Below are 16,088 nucleotides of genomic sequence, written 5' to 3'. Positions count from 1 at the left end.
GGGGCCGAAGAGCCCGCCGAGACCAATGACAACCAGGAGACAAAAATGCAGACCTTGAACCGCAACCCCTTGCTGCGCCGCAGCCTGCTGTGCAGCGCCGCCGCGCTGGCCGTCGCCGGCTTCGCGCCGCTGGCCCAGGCCCAGCAATACCCCGCCAAGCCGATCACCATGGTCGTGCCCTACCCGCCGGGCGGCTCCAACGATTCGTTTGCGCGCCAGATCGCCAAGGAGCTGGGCGATGTGCTCAAGCAGTCGGTGATTGTCGAGAACCGTCCCGGCGCCAGCGGCAACACCGGCACCGGTCAGGTCGCCAAGGCCCAGCCCGACGGCTATACGCTGGTTGCGGTCTCGTCGAGCATGACGACCAACTCCGCCGTGCAGACCAAGATGCCTTTCGATCCGGTCAAGAGCTTTGCGCCCGTGGCGATGTTCGCGCGCGGCCCGTTCATCGTCGCCGTCAACAATGATTTCGCGGCGCGCACACCGGCCGAGCTGATCAGCGCCGTCAAGGCCAACCCCGGCAAGTTCAACTATGCGTCTTCGGGCACGGGCAGCGTCAACCATTTCGCCACCGAGCTGCTGCGCTCCATGGCGCCGGGCTTCGACATCACCCATGTGCCCTACAAGGGCCAGGGTCCTGCCGTCACCGACGTCATCGGCAACCAGGTGCAGCTGATGATTTCCAGCGGCCCGTCCATCCTGCCCATGGTGCGCAACGGCAAGCTGCGCGCGATCGGCATCACCAGCCTGCAACCCAGCCCGGTCGCTCCCGACCTAACCCCCATGGCCACGGCCGTGCCGGGCTACGAGTTCGACCTGTGGTGGGGGCTGCTGGCGCCCGCGGGCACGCCCGCGCCCATCGTCAACCAGCTCAATCAGGCGGTGAACCAGATACTTGCCAGCCCGCAGATCAAGGCCAACTTCCTGCGCGAAGGCGCACTGACGTCATCGATCTCGCCCCAGCAGTTCGGCGAAGTCATCCAGAAGGACGTCGAGCGCTGGAAAAAGCTCGCCAAGGACCGCAACATCGTGGCCGACTGACCGGTCGCCACTTCCCCAGGCAGCGCCGCGCATGCGGCCTGCCGCCATGGGCTCAAGGCCCATGGCATTCCCGTGAGACACAAGACACCATGCAGCAAGACCTGACAGAACAGCGGCCCGGCCCGCGCGGCCCTTTGAGCGGCATTCGCGTGCTTGATTTGAGCGCCTACATTGCCGGACCCTATGGCTGTTCACTGCTCGCCGACCAGGGCGCCGAAGTCATCAAGATCGAGCCGCCCACGGGCGACAACCTGCGCAAGTACCCGTCGACGCTGGAGGCCGAAAGCCGCGCCTTTGTCGGCGTCAACCGCAGCAAGTGGGGCATGGTGCTGGACCTCAAGCAATCCGAGGAACTCGCGACGCTGCTGCGCCTGGTGCGCGACGCCGACGTGCTGGTGCACAACTTCCGCCCCGGCGTGCCCGAGCGCCTGGGCATTGCCTTCGAGCAGCTCACGCAGATCAATCCGCGCCTGGTCTACTGCAGCGTCACCGGCTACGGCGCCAGCGGCCCGCTGCGCACCAAGGCCGGCTACGACCAGGTGCTGCAGACCATGACCGGCATGTGTGCCATGCAGGCCAAGGAAGGCGGTCCGCCCGAAATCCTTTATGGCTCGGTGGTCGACTACTACGCTTCGGCGCTGGTTGCCGCGGGCGTGTCGTCCGCCTTGTACGAGCGTGCGCAAAGCGGACTGGGTCAGCATGTGGGCGTGTCGCTGCTGCGCGCGGCGCTGACCATGCAGTCGGCGCGCCTGGTGTGGGCCGAAGGCGAGCCGCGCGAGATCGGCCGCGACATGCGCTCGGGCGGCATCACCGGCATCCATCCGACACGCGAAGGTCACCTCTACATCTCGGCCAACACGCCGCATTTCTGGCAGGCGCTGTGCGAGAAGGTCGGCCTGGCCGAACTCGCCGCCGACCCGCGCTATGCGAGCGTGCGCCTGCGCGCCCAGCATGCCGATGAACTGGTGCCGCTGCTGCGCCAGGCGCTGGCCGCGCGCAGCGCGCTCGAATGGGAAGCGCTGTTTGGCGAAGCCGTGCCCTGCGCCGCGGCGCGCGCGGTCGAAGACATGTTCGACCACCCGCAGGTGGTGGCCGAGGAAATGATTGCCGATATCGCCCATCCCACGCTGGGCAGCTACCGCGGCTTCACGCGCGCCATTGCCTTTGACCGCACGCCCGGCCCCGCGCCGTTTGCCGCGCCCACGCTGGGCCAGCACACGCAGTGGCTGCGCGACACGCTGGACTCCCAGCCGCCGCGGTAAACAGCAAGTCAAGCGCTTTGCCGACAAGGCGGCATTCAACCATCTGCTGGAATATGCGGCTGGTTGAAATTCCGCCTTCTCGAGACAATGACACAGAACCGTGCACTTTTTTGCCGCCCGCCGACCCGCAAGGCCCTGCTGCTTTCCAGCCTGCTGCTGGCCCCCACGCTGCAAGCCGGCAACGGCGCGCTGGATGCAACGTTCAAGGCATTCACCCGCTGCGATGGCACATTCTTCTCCAGCCTGCATGCGCATGCGCCGGCGTGGAAAAAGCACGTGGGGCTCAAATCCGCAGGCAGCATCAGCTGGATTCCCGTCGGCGAGCGCGCGTACAACGCGGCCAACTTCGCGCCGCTGCGCAATGCGCCGCAGGTGGGCGGCGTGAAGCTGCTGTCCTATTTCGACAAGAGCATCGATCTCGACCTGCTGGGCAACTACCTGTTCTGGGGCTTTGTGGTCGAAGGCAGCCCCGACAAGGTTGCGCAGCAGCTGCGCCCGCTGATTGATCAGGCCGCGCACCTGAAACCGGTGAAAGCGCTTTATGCCCGGGGCGAAGTGCGCAAGGACGGGCTGTGGCAGCCGGTCGCCACCCTGTCCGGCGACGCGCCTGGCCGCAGCCGCCTGGAGCGGGTGCTCATACTGGAGCCCGATGAAGGCAGCCAGGGCGGCAGGACGCGGGTGACCTGCACGCTGCAAGGCGCGGTGGACAGCGCGGTGATGACCGAGCTGCGGCCCGACATCCCCGCGGCCGACCAACCCCAGCCGCCGCCGCAATAGTTCAATCCTCCTGCAGCGCCGCGAAGCGCTCGGCCAGGAAATCGAGCAAGGCCCTGACCGAAGGCAGCAGGCCGCGGCGCGAAGCGAACACCGCATGGATGATTTCGCTGCGCGGCGCCCAGCCGGGCAGCAATTCGACGAGTTCGCCGCGCGCGCAATGGCCGTTGATCATCATCCGCGGGAGTTGCACAATGCCCACGCCCGCGATGGCCGCGGTGCGCAGCGCGAACATGCCCTGCGTGACGAAGCGCGGCGCGTGGGCAATCCTGGCGTGGGCGCCGTCCGGCCCGATCAGCGCCCAGGCATGGTCGGTCTGTGGCTGGCCCAGCCCCATGCTCGGCAGACCGGCCAGATCGGCCGGATTGCGCGGCATGCCGGTCTTCTCCAACAGCCGCGGGCTGGCCACCAGGCACTGGTCGCGCTGGGCGAACACGCGCATCACCAGGTCGCTGTCATCGAGCGGCGGCGGGCGCACGCGTATCGCGAGATCGATGCCTTCGCCCAGCACATCCACACGGCGATTGGTTTCCTCCAACTGGATCTGCACGCGCGGATACAGCGCCATGAAGTCCGCCAGCATCGCGGCGACGCGCGCATCGAGCAGCGCCACGGGACAGGTCATGCGCACCGTGCCGCAGGGCTCGGCCTGGGTCAGGGCAATCGCCTCCTCCGCGGCATCGGCCTCGACCAGCATCGCCTTGCAGTGCTGGTAGTAGGTCTGGCCAATGTCCGTCACGGCGAAGCGCCGCGTCGAGCGCTGTATGAGGCGCACGCCCAGCCGTTCCTCGAGCAGCGCGATGCGCCGGCTCAGCTTGGACTTGGGCACGCCCAGGGCGCGGCCCGCGGGTGCGAAGCCACCCTGCTCCACCACCTGTACGAAGTAATAAAGATCGTTGAGGTCTCTCATGCGCTCATTGTTCCTCAAATAGAACGATGAAGGCAAATATTACTGACTACCGCCAGCATCGTTCTGGATTTATTCTCTAGCCATGCATTCGAGGCACCGCCTCGTGCCACAGGAGAAAAGCCATGAAGAAGATCCTCGCAACCTACAGCGCGCCCCGCCCGCACTGGGTGGGCAACGGCTTTCCCGTGCGCTCGCTGTTCAGCTACAACAGCCACGGCGCGCATCTGAGCCCGTTCCTGCTGCTCGATCACGCCGGCCCGGCGCAGTTCACGCCCACCGACCAGCCGCGCGGCGTGGGCCAGCACCCGCACCGCGGCTTCGAGACCGTGACCATCGTCTATGAGGGCGAAGTCGAACACCGCGATTCCACCGGCGCCGGCGGCCTGATAGGCCCGGGCGACGTGCAGTGGATGACTGCCGCCGGCGGCATCCTGCATGAAGAGTTCCATTCAAAAGCGTTCGCGCAACGCGGCGGAACGCTGGAAATGGTGCAGCTGTGGGTCAACCTGCCGGCCAGGGACAAGCTGGCCGCGCCGCGCTACCAGACGCTGCAGGACGCGCAGATTCCGTCGGTGGCGCTGCCCGAAGGCGCGGGCCAGGTGCGCGTGATCGCGGGCGAGTTCGACGGCCAGCGCGGCCCGGCGCAGACTTTCACGCCGGTCGATGTGTGGGATGTGCGGCTGCAGCAAGGGCGCGCCGCGCACTTTGACACGCCCGCGGGCCATACGCTGGCGCTGGTGCTGCTGCACGGCACGGTGCTGGTCAATGGCCAGGAAGTGGTGCGCGAAGGCCAGCTGCTGCAGTTCGAGCGCGACGGCAGCGGCGTGGAAATCGAAGCCAACAGCGATGCCACGCTGCTGCTGCTAGGCGGCCAGCCGATTGACGAGCCCATCGTGGGTCACGGGCCGTTCGTGATGAACACCCAGGCCGAAATCGCCGAAGCGATCACCGACTTCAACAGTGGCCGCTTCGGCCAGATGCACGCCTGATACCGTCGGTGCGACCGGCCATGTCGCCGGCCGCACCGGCTTTTCCCGCCCTGACGGGCTTTGTTTGTGAGTTCAAAGGAAATACCATGTCCAAGCCTTATGTGCGTCTCGACAGGAACGACGTCGCCGTGCTGCTCGTCGACCACCAGACCGGCCTGCTGTCGCTGGTGCGCGATATAGACCCCGACAAGTTCAAGAACAACGTGCTTGCTCTTGCCGATCTCGCGAGCTACTTCCAGCTGCCGACCATACTGACCACGAGCTTCGAGGACGGCCCGAACGGCCCGCTGGTGCCCGAGCTCAAGGCCCAGTTTCCCGACGCGCCCTATATCGCGCGCCCCGGCCAGATCAATGCCTGGGACAACGAGGACTTCGTCAAGGCCATCAAGGCCACGGGCAAGAAGCAGCTGCTGATCGCCGGCGTGGTCACCGAAGTCTGCGTGGCCTTCCCTGCGCTGTCGGCGATTGCCGAAGGCTTCGAGGTGTTTGTCGTCACCGACGCGTCGGGAACCTTCAACGAACTCACGCGCCAGTCCGCCTGGGACCGCATGTCGTCGGCGGGCGCGCAGCTCATGACCTGGTTCGGCGTGGCCTGCGAGCTGCACCGCGACTGGCGCAACGATGTGGAAGGCCTGGGCACGCTGTTCTCCAACCACATTCCCGACTACCGCAACCTGATGAACAGCTATGCCCAGCTGACCGGGCGCAAGTAAGCGCCAGGCGCGGGCATGGTGCGGCCCGCGCTCACTGTTGCGCCAGCGCCTTCTGGACTTCGCGCTGGAACTCGTCGCTGGCGCGCAGGCGCAGATATTCCTGCTGCGCCGCGCTGTACTCCGACGACTGCAGGCTGTAGGAGCTGTGCAGCGGCTCGCTGCGGTCCAGACCGGCGCGGCGCCACAGCGCCAGGTCGGCAATCACTTCGGCGCGCGCGGTCGCGGCATCGCGTTGATCGACGGGCTTTTGCTGGGCCTGGACCGGCAGGATGAAGGCAAGCGACAGCGCGAGCGAAGTCGCCAGCGACGGAAGCACGCTGTGGGCGATGGCGCGAGAAGCTGCGTTCGAAGGGGTGGCCATTTTCATTTCCTTTTCGTTTGATTTGACATCTTTGACAACCGCAACACCTTGCCTGGACGCAGAATGCGCAGGCGCCCATGGCGTTCTCCATCAGCCGAAGTGGCTTTGCTGGACTGGCTGTGGTCTGGATGTTAGTATCGAAACAATAGTGAGTCAATACTAAAACGATATGGACTTGAAAAATTCTGCCGATTGCCCCTGCCCGATTGCCCGCAGCCTCAATCTGCTGGGCGACGCCTGGAGCATGCTGATACTGCGCGATGCCAACGCGGGCATGACCCGCTTCGAGCAGTTCAAGAAAAGCCTGGGCATCGCGCCCACCATGTTGACCAAGCGGCTGGCCGTGTTGACCGAGGAGAATCTGCTCGAAAAGCGCCAATACTCCGAGCGTCCGCCGCGCGACGAGTACGTGCTGACCCAGGCAGGACGCGATTTCCTGCCGGTGCTGCTGCTGATTGGCGCCTGGGGGCGCAAGCACCGCGGTTACGGCTCCATGGTGCGGCTGCTCGACGCGGAAACCGGCACCGAAATACAGCCCCTGGCCATCGATGCGGCCACAGGGGCCGAACTGGGCACGCGCGCCATCAAGGCCGTCTACCCGGAATGAGCCTGCGGCCCCACCCCGGGCCGCCATGAAAGCCAGGCGAAAAAAAGCGGCGAGTCCACAACGGGATTCGCCGCTTTCTTGCGCGATCTGCGGATCGCGGCTGGCTGAGACAGGGCCTCAGTCAGCGAGCACGACACCCAGCTTGGCGAGCTTGGCGGCAAGCACGTCGCGGCGACGCGCCGCCTTGGCCGCGGTATCGCTGGCCGCCTTGGCGACCGCCGGGCCCTTGGAGGATGCAGCCTGCACCTTGGCGGCCTTCATGGCAGCCTCGGCGGCGACCTTGCGGTAGCTGGCAATCAGTTCGGCGTGGGCAATGGGTTGGTTCACAGGTATTTCCAGATTCTAGACAACCCGCATTGTGGCCGCAAAACGCCGGCGGCCACCGCTGCAGGCTCAATAGGACTTGGGCAGCCCCAGCACTTTCTCGGCAATGAAGCACAGGATCAGCTGCGGGCTCACGGGCGCCAGGCGCGGAATCCAGGACTCGCGCAGATAGCGCTCGACATGGTATTCCTTCGCATAGCCCATGCCGCCATGCGTGAAGATGGCGTTTTCACAGGCGTGGTAACAGGCCTCTGCGGCCAGGTACTTGGCGCTGTTGGCTTCGGCCGCGCAGGGCAGGTGCTGGTCGTAGAGCCAGGCGGCTTTTTGCACCATGAGGTGGGCGGCTTCGAGTTCCATCCAGGACTTGGCCAGCGGATGCTGTATGCCCTGGTTCTGGCCTATGGGCCGGCCAAACACTTCGCGCTCGTTGGCATAGCCCGCGGCGCGCTGCAGCGCCGCGCGCCCCAGGCCCACGGCCTCGCTGGCAATCAGGATGCGCTCCGGGTTCAGGCCGTGCAGGATGTAGCTGAAGCCCTTGCCTTCCTCGCCCACGCGGTCTTCCACGGGAATGCGCAGGCCGTCGATGAACACCTGGTTGGAGTCCACGCACTTGCGGCCCAGCTTCTCGATCTCGCGCACTTCCACCTTGCTGCGGTCCATATCGGTGTAGAACAGGCTCAGGCCTTCGGTGCCCGTGCACTCCTCTATCGGCGTGGTGCGCGCCAGCAGCAGCATCTTGTTGGCCACCTGGGCGGTGCTGATCCAGACTTTCTGGCCATGCACCACGTAATGGTCGCCGTCGCGCAGCGCGCGTGTCCTGAGCTTGAGCGTGTTGAGCCCGGTATTGGGTTCGGTCACGCCAAAGCAGGCGCGGTCGGTGCCGGCGATCAGCGGCGGCAGCCAGCGCTGCTTTTGTTCGTCGGTGCCGAACACCACCACCGGGTGCAGGCCGAAGATGTTCATGTGCACCGCAGAGGCGCCCGACAGGCCGGCGCCGGTGGCGGAAATCGTGTGCATCATCAGCGCCGCCTCGCTGATTCCCAGGCCGGCGCCGCCATAGGCCTCGGGCATGGCAATTCCCAGCCAGCCCGACGCCGCCAGCGCCTGGTGGAAATCCTCGGGAAAGCCGCCTTCCTGGTCCTTGCGCAGCCAGTAATCGGCATCGAAGGGCGCGCACACGCGCTCGATGGCGTCGCGGATCTGTTCCTGTTCGGAGCTCAGGGCGAAGTTCATTGCGCGGCTCCTTCGACAGCCACGGCGGCTGGGCGTATCACCTTGTCGGGCGATTCGCCGTAGGGCGGGCTGTAGATCACCAGCAGCTTCACCGGGCTGTCGCTGGTCACGGTGAAGACATGCATGGCATCGGCGGGAAAAAAGCAGGTGTCGCCGGCCACCATGTCGAAGGCCTGGCCGGCGACCTCGACATGGGCCGTGCCTTCGAGCAGATGGCAGGCCTGCTCTATGCCGGGATGGGCATGCGGCAAGGCGCCGCCGCCCTTGTGCAGCGTTCCCAGCAGCACTTCCATCTGCCGCGCGCCCACGGTTTCGGGGCCGATCAGCCGCTGGTTGAAGGTGTGATGGTGATTGGCGGGCTGATAGGCCGGCACATCGGCGCTGCGCACCAGGTAGCTGGGATTCATGGGGATCTTTCCTTCAGGGTTCGGTGCGGCAGGCGCCCTGCGCCAGCAGCGCGTCTATGCGCTCGCCGGTATAGCCGGCGGCCTGCAGCAGTTCGCGGGTGTGTTCGCCCAAGCGGGGCGCGGGAGAGAACTGGCGCGCGGGCGGCGTCGCCGACCACTTGGTGGGATGGGCCAGGGCATGCATGGCCCCTTCGCTGGGATGCACGCTGTCGCTGACAAAGCCCGTGGCGCGCAGCTGGGGATTGGCCAGCAGGTCCTGCGGGCTGTTCATCGGCATGTTGGGCACGTCGGCCGCATCCAGCAGCGCGCGCCATTCCTGCGTGGTCCGGGTGCGCATCAGGCGCGCGACTTCGGCATAGACCGCATCGATGTTCGCGGCGCGCGCGCTGTGCGTGGCAAAGCGCGGATCGCGCGCCAGCCCTTCGCTCTCGTCCATGGCGGCAAAGAACCGCTGCCAATGCTGGTCGTTGTAGATCAGCACGCACAGCATGCCGTCGCGGGTCGCATAGGGCTTGCGGTGCGGCGTCAGCAGGCGCGCGTAGCCGGGCTTGCCTATCGGTGGGTCGAACGTCAGGCCCGCCATGTGATCGCCCAGGATGAACTGCGCCATGGCCTCGAACATCGGCACCACCACGGCCTGGCCCAGGCCCGTCTGGCCGCGCGCATAGAGCGCCGCCGTCACCGCGTAGACCGTGTGCAGGCCGGTCACGCGGTCGGCCAGCGTGGTCGGCATGTAGGCGGGCTCGGGCGCGCCGTACTGCTCCATGAGCCAGGGCACGCCGGTCGCGCCCTGGATCAGGTCGTCATAGGCCGGGCGCGCGGCATCGGGCCCCTCCTGGTCGAAGCCGCAGCAGCTCACATGGATGATGCGCGGGCTGCGCGCGGCCACCGCCGCGTAGTCCAGTCCCAGACGGGCCAGCGCCTGGGGCCGCACGTTGCTGATGAACACATCGCAGCTTTCGGCCAGCTTGAGCGCGGCCTCGCGGCCCTCGGGCTGCTTGAGGTCCAGCACGATGCTTTTCTTGCCTGCGTTCGCATGCAGGAAGATGGGCCCCATGCCCGCATGGCGCATCGGCCCGACATGGCGCATGTTGTCGCCTTCGGGCGTCTCGACCTTGATGACCTCGGCGCCGAGCTGGGCCAGGATCTGGGTGGCAAACGGCCCCATCACGACCGATGTCAGGTCAAGCACCTTGACACCGGCCAGCGGTCCGGTGGCGGCGGGGGAATGCGCTGCAGTCATGTTCATTCGGCGCGTATGCCGGCCTGCTTGACGAGCGTGCTCCAGTGCGCGAGCTGGTCGGCCACGTACTTGGCGAATTCCTCGGGCGTCCTGGTCGGCCAGGTCTCGAAGCCCAGCTGGGCCAGCGATTTCTGCACCTCCCTGTCGGCCAGCACTTCCTGCAGCTCCTGGTTGAGCTTGTCGACGACGGGCTTGGCCATGCCTGCGGGGCCGAAGATGCCGTTCCAGGACGTCAGATCGAAGCCCGGCACCTCCTTGACGATGGGCACGGCATCGGGCATGGACTTGAGCGGCTCCTTGGTGGTCACGCCCAGCACGCGCACGCTGCCCGCGTTGATCATTCCCATGCCCGAGCCCAGATCGACCACATACATCTGCACCGAGCCGCCAATCAGATCGGTCAGCGCCTGCGGGCTCGACTTGTAGGGAATGGCCACCACGTCCAGGCCCAGAATCCGCTTGATGGTTTCCGAGGCCACCAGCGAAGTGCTGTTGGGCGTCGCATAGGAGAATTTGCCGGGGTTGGCCTTGACCTGCTCTATCCAGCCCTTGAGCGTCTTTGCCGGGTCGTTCCTGCCCACGACCAGCGCGAACGGCAGCTCGCCCACGCGCGCCACCGGCGTGAAATCCTTGATCGGGTCGTACTTGAGATTGGCAATCAGGCTGGGGTTGGCCGAGTGCGAGGTATTGGTCGTCATGAACAAGGTGTAGCCGTCGGGCTTGGCCTTGGCGACGAACTGGGCCGCGATCTGGGCGTTGGCGCCGGCGCGGTTGTCGATCAGCACCGGCTGCTTGAGGCGCTCGCCTAGCTTTTTGGCGACGATGCGCGCCACGGCATCGGTGCCGCTGCCGGCGGCAAACGGCACGACCATGGTGACCGGCGCGGACGGGTAGGTCTGGGCTATGGACGCTGCAGCCGCCAGCAGGCTGGCCACCAGGGTCAGGGCCCGGGGAAAGATTTTCATGCCGTGTCTCCTTTTGTAGTTCGAATGCGCAGCGCCGTGTCAAGCGATGCAGCGCCATCTTCATGGGCACAACCATTCGCGTCCAATCCTCAATTTGGCTAGAGTGATTCTTTTTGAGAATCGTTGAAGGTGCTGCGCCTTCGCCCCCCTGCCCCATGAAGCTTCACTTTCTGCGCTACTTTGTCGTCCTGGCCGAAGAGCTGCATTTCGGCCGCGCGGCCGGCAAGCTGGCGATCACCCAGCCGCCGCTGAGCAGCGCCATCAAGTCGCTGGAAGAGGAACTGGAAGTCAAGCTGCTGATACGCGACAGCAAGCATGTCGAGCTGACCCAGGCCGGCGCGGCGTTTCTGGAGGAGGCACGCCAGATCCTGGAGCAGGTGGCGCGGGCATCGAATGTCGCCAGGATCGTCGGCCGGGGAATGCGCGGGCGGCTCGATATCGGCATGACCGGCTCGCAGGTCTACCGCGAGGTTCCGGCCATCGTGCGGCAGTTCAACGCCGAGACGCCCGATGTCGACGTGGTGCTCGGCGAGATGTCGAGCGCCGACCAGGTCAACGAACTGCTGCGCGGCCAGATCCATGCGGGCTTTGTCAATGCCTCGGCGGTGCCGCCGCAGCTGGCATTTCTGCCCATGGCGGAAGATGAATTCCTGATCTGTCTGCCCGAAGACCATGCGCACGCACAGTGCGCGGCCATCGAGTTGACGCAGCTGGTCGACGAGCGCTTTGTGATGTTCTCGCGCGATGTCGCTCCGGCCAACTATGACAACGTGATTGCCATCTTCTCGCGCGCCGGAATCCACCCGCGCCTGGCCCACGCCGCGCGCCAGTGGCTGACCATCGTGGCCATGGTCGCCAACGGACTGGGCGTGTCCGTGGTTCCGCGCTCGCTGGCGCAGTCACGGGTGCATGGTGTGCGGTTCGTGAAGATCAAGGGCGAGCAGGTGCGGGCCCCGGCCATGCTGGTCTGGAATCCCGCCTACTGCCCGCCCACGCTGCGCAGTTTCATCGAGTGCGCCGAGAGAATCCTGCAGCCGCGCTGAGCGCGCCACGCCAGGAAGTGCGGCGCACCGCCAAGGCGCGTTACTGGAGCTTGCCGCTGGACAGGTCCATGACCATGCGCGTGGCCAGATACAGGCGCGGCACGATGGTGTTGATGAGCACGTATTCGGCGTCGTTGGAATGCGCGCCGAAGCTCGACAGGCCCATGCCCTCGACCACCGCGCCGCGGGTCTTGAGCCCGGCAAACGCGGCGTCGGTGCCGCCGCCCGTGGCTTCGGCCACCACGGTCAGCGGCAGGCCGATTTCCTGGTAGATCTTCTTGCCATGCTCGGCCACGCGGCGCGAGGTCTCGGTGGCTTCCAGCGGCGGGCGGCGCACTTCGAACTTCACCTGCACCTTGGATTCGGGCAGCAGCTTGCTCTGCACCTTGGACTGCAGCTGCTTGTCGAGCGCGTCGAAGTCGGAGACCTTGAGCGCGCGGGCATCGGCCTGGGCCTTGGCCTGGGCGGGCACCACGTTGCGGTTGGTGCCGGCGCTGGCCACGGTCCAGTTGAGCTTGAGGCCCTGCTCGGGCTTGGACAGCTCCTTCATCTGCAGCAGCTGGTGCGACAGCTCGTAAAGCGCGTTCACGCCTTTCTCGGGCGAGGCGCCCGCGTGCGAGGCCTTGCCGTCCACCGTGAGGTAGGCCGCGCCAATGCCGCTGGTCGCCAGGCGCAGCGAACCCGTGGCGCCGCCACCTTCAAACGAGAACACCGCGTCCTGCTCGGCCGCAATCCGCGTGATGGTGCCGCGCGCGCCGGGCGAGCTGATTTCCTCGTCGCCGTTGATCAGCACCGTGAGCGTGCCGTAGTCCTTGAAGCCCAGCTTTTGCAGCATGCCCACGGTATGGATGATGGTCGCCACGCCCTGCTTGTCGTCGCCTATGCCCAGGCCGTAGGCCTTGTCGCCATCGATGCGAAACGGCTGATCCTTGAGCATGCCCTTGAGGTAGACGGTGTCCATGTGGGCAATGAACATGATCTTCTTCGTGCCCTGGCCCTGGAAGGTGGCATGCACCACGGGGCCGACTTTTTCGGGCGTGTCGTCGAGACGGTAGATGTCGGTCGGCCGCAGGATCTCCACCTTGCCGCCGCGCTGCTGCAGCTGGCTGGCGATCAGCGCCGCGATCTTGTCCAGGCCTTCGAGGTCCTTGCTGCCCGACTCGATATGCACCAGGTCGCGCAGCGTGTCGAGCAGCGGCTGCTGCTCCTGCTGGGCCAGCGCGTGCACCGCAGCATGGGGCGCGGGCTGTGATTGCGCCAGCGTGGCGAACAGCGCCAGCGAAAGGGATGCGAACAGGGGCCGGATGACGGGACCGGCGAACGGACGGATGGACATGAATGGAACCCTCAGGCTATGGATGGGAAAAAGGAAATACCGCCCGCCAGACTACTCCACCTTCGCGGGCGTTGCGGCCGAACCCGCGAGCAGCCCGCCGTCGATGTTGAACTCGCTGCCGGTGATGTAGGTGGCATCGTCCGACGCCAGCAGCACGGCCATGGCCGCGACTTCCTCGGGCAGGCCGAAGCGGCGCAGCGGCGTGTCCCGCACCAGCGCCGCCATGCGCGCCTCGCGGTCCGCGCCCGTGCCAAGCATGGGCTCCCAGATGGGCGTGAGAATTGCCGCCGGGTGGATGGAGTTGCAGCGCACCTTCAGGCCCTGCTCGGCGCAGTACAGCGCCACGGTCTTGCTGTGGTTGCGCACCGCGGCCTTCGAGGACGCATAGGCCGCGGCCCCGGGAATGCCCACCAGGCCCGAGCGCGAGGAGATATTGATGATGGCGCCTATGCCATGGCCGCGCATGGCGCGTATCGCGTGCTTGCAGCCCAGGAACACGCCGTCGAGATTGGTGCGGTGCACGGCCTGCCAGTCCGCAAGGCTGGCGTTTTCCGGGTCATGCGCGACCGCGCCCTGCTCGAAACCCGTGATGCCGGCGTTGTTCACCAGCACATCGAGCCGGCCACGCTCGAGCAGCGCCTGGCCCGTCACGCGCTGCCAGTCGTCCTCGCTGCGCACATCGAGCGGCACATAGCGCGCCTGCTCGCCCAGCGCCTGCGCCACGCGCATGCCGAGTTCATCGTTGATGTCGGTGACATAGACAAAGCCGCCTTCCTGCACGAAAGCGCGGGCGATGGCCGCGCCTATACCCTGGGCAGCGCCGGTGATGATGGCGGTCTTGGAAGCGAGTTTCTGGGTCATGGGGCAGCAGCGCAGCCGCAAGGCGCGCGAAATGGGGATGGCCCAGTCTACGCGTTGACCCGGCGCGGCGCGGCAATCACTTTGCCGGCGCCGCCACGCCGCGCAGAAACACCTGCTCGACCATGTCCGGCACGGCCGCCCGCGCCACCCGGCCGCGGCGCTCGGCATCGAGCAGGCCTATGACCATGGAAAACAGGGTTTCGGTCAGCGCCGCGGCGCTGATGTCGATGCGGAACGCGCCTTCCTGCTGGCCGCGCAGAAAGAACGCATCGACCGCCGCATCGAAGGCCGCCCAGGTTGCAACCGCGCGCGGGTCCTGCATGGAATCCGGCTTCCAGTAATAGGTCAGGAATGCGGTCAGTTCCTTGTGCCGCAGCTGGCCCTGTATCAGGCGGCGCAAGGCCTGCTCAGCCGGGCCCTGGTGCAGTTCGGCTTCATCGATGGAGCGGCGCAGCTGGCTGGCACTGTGCTCGAACAGGCGTTCGATCAGCTGGTCGCGGGTCTTGCAGAACCGATAGAGCGTGGCCTTGCTCACGCCTATGGCCTTGGCCAGCTCCTGCAAGGTGGCTCGCGGGTGGTTCACCATCGCCAGGGCCAGGGCCGCCAAAGTCTTCTCGTCTTCCACGGCAGCAAGCGCATTCATCGGTGGACTCCCCTCTGGTGACGTCTGTCGGCACCGTACGGGACGACAGATGTCGTGATTCAAATAGCCTTTATTTTAATCGATTCACATTGCTGACATTCAAATTCCAGCCATCAAAGATCAAATGAATCACTTGTGATTCATTTGAAACTGTGAAACACTATGTGACTCGCGCAGACATCAATGCGCATCAATCACCAGGGGTTTGAGATGGGCAAGGGTCGCGTGGCGCCGCTCGCAGCAGGCGTGGCTGCAATGGTTTTGTTGAGCGGCTGCAGCCGTGGCGTGCCGGAGCCGGCCGAGATGCCTGCGCCCCAGGTGGAGACGATTTCGGTGCAGCCGCGGGCGCTGGACATGAGCGAGGAATATCCCGGGCGCATCACGGCGGCGCGCGTCGCCGAGGTGCGCGCGCGCGTGGCCGGCATCGTGCTGAGCCGCCATTTCGAGGAAGGCGCCGATGTCAAGGCCGGCCAGCTGCTGTTTCGCATAGACCCCGCGCCCCTGGCCGCCGCCCTGCGCCGCGCCCAGGGCGAGCTGGCGCGCACCGAAGCCGCGCTGACCGAGGCCCAGGCCGTGTTCAGACGCTACGAACCGCTAGTCAAGATGGCGGCCATCAGCCAGCAGGATTTCGACGCCGCCAGCGCCGCGTTCAAGCGCGCCCAGGCGGCGCGGCTGTCGGCGCTGGCCGATCTCGAGAGCGCGCAGCTGAGCCTGGGCTACGCCAGCGTCAAGGCGCCGATCTCGGGCCGCATAGGCCGCTCGCTGGTCAGCGAGGGCGCGCTCGTGGGCCAGGGCGAGGCGACGGCGCTGGCCACCATCCAGCAGCTGCATCCCATCTATGCCGATTTCACGCAGCCCGTGGCCCAGGCCTTGCGCCTGCGCGACGCCGCCGCCCCGGCAGCGCGCGCGTCCGCGCATGCCGGCCGCGTCAGCGTCACGGTCGAGGGCACGGACAAGGTGCGCGAGGGCCGGCTGAAGTTCTCCGACATCGCGGTGGACCCCACCAGCGGGCAGATCCTGGTGCGCGGCGAATTCGCCAACCCCGACGGCCTGCTGCTGCCCGGCATGTACGTGCGCGTCACCACCCACCAGGGCGTGAACCCCCAGGCCGTGCTGGTGCCGCAGCGCGCGGTCAAGCGCAGCACCGACAACAAACCCCAGGTGCTGGTGGTCGACGAAGCCGGCGCCGCCGCCGTGCGGCTGGTGAAGACCGGCGCGATGTACGGCCCGGACTGGCTGATCACCGAAGGCCTGCAGGCCGGCGAGCGGGTGATTGTCGGCGGGCCGGCCGTGAACCCCGGCGACAAGGTGACATGGGCCCAGCCGCAGGCCGCGCCCGCCGACGCGGGCAAATAAGGCGCCTGCGCGCGCCAGGA

The 16,088-nt window shown here is 66.5% G+C and carries 18 protein-coding genes; 8 read left to right on the top strand and 10 right to left on the bottom strand.

Translation table 11 applies throughout. From position 1 onward, the window contains the following. The first annotated feature begins 45 nt into the window (after window positions 1-45). The 3 genes from ACSVDO_RS09420 (at window position 46) to ACSVDO_RS09410 (ending at window position 3,080) form a co-directional block, all read left to right on the top strand. Window positions 46-1,041 (top strand): tripartite tricarboxylate transporter substrate binding protein, encoded by a 996-nt coding sequence (locus ACSVDO_RS09420; RefSeq protein ID WP_489596079.1) that lies wholly within the window; start codon window positions 46-48, stop codon window positions 1,039-1,041. Between the two features lie 89 nt (window positions 1,042-1,130). Beyond that, window positions 1,131-2,303, top strand: a complete 1,173-nt coding sequence (locus ACSVDO_RS09415; RefSeq protein WP_489596077.1) for a CoA transferase — start codon at window positions 1,131-1,133, stop codon at window positions 2,301-2,303. An 87-nt stretch (window positions 2,304-2,390) separates the two neighbouring features. Continuing rightward, complete coding sequence (locus ACSVDO_RS09410) at window positions 2,391-3,080, top strand: hypothetical protein (protein WP_489596075.1); 690 nt, start codon at window positions 2,391-2,393, stop codon at window positions 3,078-3,080. 1 nt (window position 3,081) lies between these two features. Here the strand turns inward: ACSVDO_RS09410 and ACSVDO_RS09405 are convergent, their stop codons facing one another. Continuing rightward, window positions 3,082-3,987 carry a LysR family transcriptional regulator gene (locus tag ACSVDO_RS09405; RefSeq protein WP_087743192.1) on the bottom strand — a complete coding sequence of 302 codons (906 nt, stop codon included), beginning with the start codon at window positions 3,985-3,987 and terminating at the stop codon, window positions 3,082-3,084. A 122-nt stretch (window positions 3,988-4,109) separates the two neighbouring features. Here ACSVDO_RS09405 and ACSVDO_RS09400 point away from each other — a divergent pair, with 122 nt between their 5' ends. Together ACSVDO_RS09400 and ycaC are read left to right on the top strand one after the other, a co-directional pair. Further along, window positions 4,110-4,976, top strand: a complete 867-nt coding sequence (locus ACSVDO_RS09400; RefSeq protein WP_489596073.1) for a pirin family protein — start codon at window positions 4,110-4,112, stop codon at window positions 4,974-4,976. Window positions 4,977-5,062: 86 nt separating this feature from the next. Continuing rightward, complete coding sequence (ycaC, locus tag ACSVDO_RS09395) at window positions 5,063-5,689, top strand: isochorismate family cysteine hydrolase YcaC (RefSeq protein ID WP_489596072.1); 627 nt, start codon at window positions 5,063-5,065, stop codon at window positions 5,687-5,689. A 31-nt stretch (window positions 5,690-5,720) separates the two neighbouring features. On the opposite strand, the gene ACSVDO_RS09390 is transcribed toward ycaC, so the two are convergent. After that, entirely contained in the window at window positions 5,721-6,050 is a 330-nt protein-coding gene (locus ACSVDO_RS09390) for a DUF4148 domain-containing protein (protein ID WP_332682857.1), read from the bottom strand. A 169-nt stretch (window positions 6,051-6,219) separates the two neighbouring features. Between ACSVDO_RS09390 and ACSVDO_RS09385 the strand changes: the two genes are divergently transcribed. Next, window positions 6,220-6,657 carry a winged helix-turn-helix transcriptional regulator gene (locus ACSVDO_RS09385; protein WP_332534193.1) on the top strand — a complete coding sequence of 146 codons (438 nt, stop codon included), beginning with the start codon at window positions 6,220-6,222 and terminating at the stop codon, window positions 6,655-6,657. A 117-nt stretch (window positions 6,658-6,774) separates the two neighbouring features. On the opposite strand, the gene ACSVDO_RS09380 is transcribed toward ACSVDO_RS09385, so the two are convergent. The 5 genes from ACSVDO_RS09380 to ACSVDO_RS09360 form a co-directional block, all read right to left on the bottom strand. After that, window positions 6,775-6,984 carry a hypothetical protein gene (locus ACSVDO_RS09380; RefSeq protein ID WP_332549471.1) on the bottom strand — a complete coding sequence of 70 codons (210 nt, stop codon included), beginning with the start codon at window positions 6,982-6,984 and terminating at the stop codon, window positions 6,775-6,777. Between the two features lie 66 nt (window positions 6,985-7,050). Continuing rightward, window positions 7,051-8,214 (bottom strand): acyl-CoA dehydrogenase family protein, encoded by a 1,164-nt coding sequence (locus tag ACSVDO_RS09375; RefSeq protein WP_489596069.1) that lies wholly within the window; start codon window positions 8,212-8,214, stop codon window positions 7,051-7,053. Next, window positions 8,211-8,621: a cupin domain-containing protein gene (locus ACSVDO_RS09370; protein ID WP_489596067.1), complete on the bottom strand. Its 411-nt coding sequence runs from the start codon at window positions 8,619-8,621 to the stop codon at window positions 8,211-8,213. Before ACSVDO_RS09370 ends, ACSVDO_RS09375 begins: the two co-directional genes overlap by 4 nt. A 13-nt stretch (window positions 8,622-8,634) precedes the next feature. Beyond that, window positions 8,635-9,870 (bottom strand): CaiB/BaiF CoA transferase family protein, encoded by a 1,236-nt coding sequence (locus ACSVDO_RS09365; RefSeq protein ID WP_489596065.1) that lies wholly within the window; start codon window positions 9,868-9,870, stop codon window positions 8,635-8,637. Then, on the bottom strand, window positions 9,867-10,829 hold the full coding sequence (locus ACSVDO_RS09360; protein ID WP_332534188.1) for a Bug family tripartite tricarboxylate transporter substrate binding protein: 963 nt from the start codon (window positions 10,827-10,829) through the stop codon (window positions 9,867-9,869). Before ACSVDO_RS09360 ends, ACSVDO_RS09365 begins: the two co-directional genes overlap by 4 nt. Before the next feature lie 155 nt (window positions 10,830-10,984). Here ACSVDO_RS09360 and ACSVDO_RS09355 point away from each other — a divergent pair, with 155 nt between their 5' ends. Beyond that, window positions 10,985-11,872, top strand: a complete 888-nt coding sequence (locus ACSVDO_RS09355; RefSeq protein WP_489596063.1) for a LysR family transcriptional regulator — start codon at window positions 10,985-10,987, stop codon at window positions 11,870-11,872. A 40-nt stretch (window positions 11,873-11,912) separates the two neighbouring features. On the opposite strand, the gene ACSVDO_RS09350 is transcribed toward ACSVDO_RS09355, so the two are convergent. The 3 genes from ACSVDO_RS09350 to ACSVDO_RS09340 all read right to left on the bottom strand — a co-directional run bounded on the left by ACSVDO_RS09350 (window position 11,913) and on the right by ACSVDO_RS09340 (window position 14,712). Next, window positions 11,913-13,208 (bottom strand): M20/M25/M40 family metallo-hydrolase, encoded by a 1,296-nt coding sequence (locus ACSVDO_RS09350; protein WP_489596061.1) that lies wholly within the window; start codon window positions 13,206-13,208, stop codon window positions 11,913-11,915. Between the two features lie 51 nt (window positions 13,209-13,259). Further along, window positions 13,260-14,069 carry a glucose 1-dehydrogenase gene (locus ACSVDO_RS09345; protein ID WP_489596059.1) on the bottom strand — a complete coding sequence of 270 codons (810 nt, stop codon included), beginning with the start codon at window positions 14,067-14,069 and terminating at the stop codon, window positions 13,260-13,262. Window positions 14,070-14,145: 76 nt separating this feature from the next. Beyond that, a complete protein-coding gene (locus tag ACSVDO_RS09340; protein WP_332534184.1) occupies window positions 14,146-14,712 on the bottom strand; it encodes a TetR/AcrR family transcriptional regulator in 567 nt (188 codons plus the stop codon). A gap of 255 nt (window positions 14,713-14,967) precedes the next feature. On the opposite strand from ACSVDO_RS09340, the gene ACSVDO_RS09335 reads away from it, so the two are divergent. Further along, complete coding sequence (locus tag ACSVDO_RS09335) at window positions 14,968-16,068, top strand: efflux RND transporter periplasmic adaptor subunit (RefSeq protein ID WP_489596058.1); 1,101 nt, start codon at window positions 14,968-14,970, stop codon at window positions 16,066-16,068. Window positions 16,069-16,088: the final 20 nt, after the last annotated feature.

The organism is Comamonas sp. DB36 (genome assembly GCF_057914905.1).
Note: the sequence above shows the minus strand (reverse complement) of the source record. Positions and strands in the feature narration are given on the sequence as shown.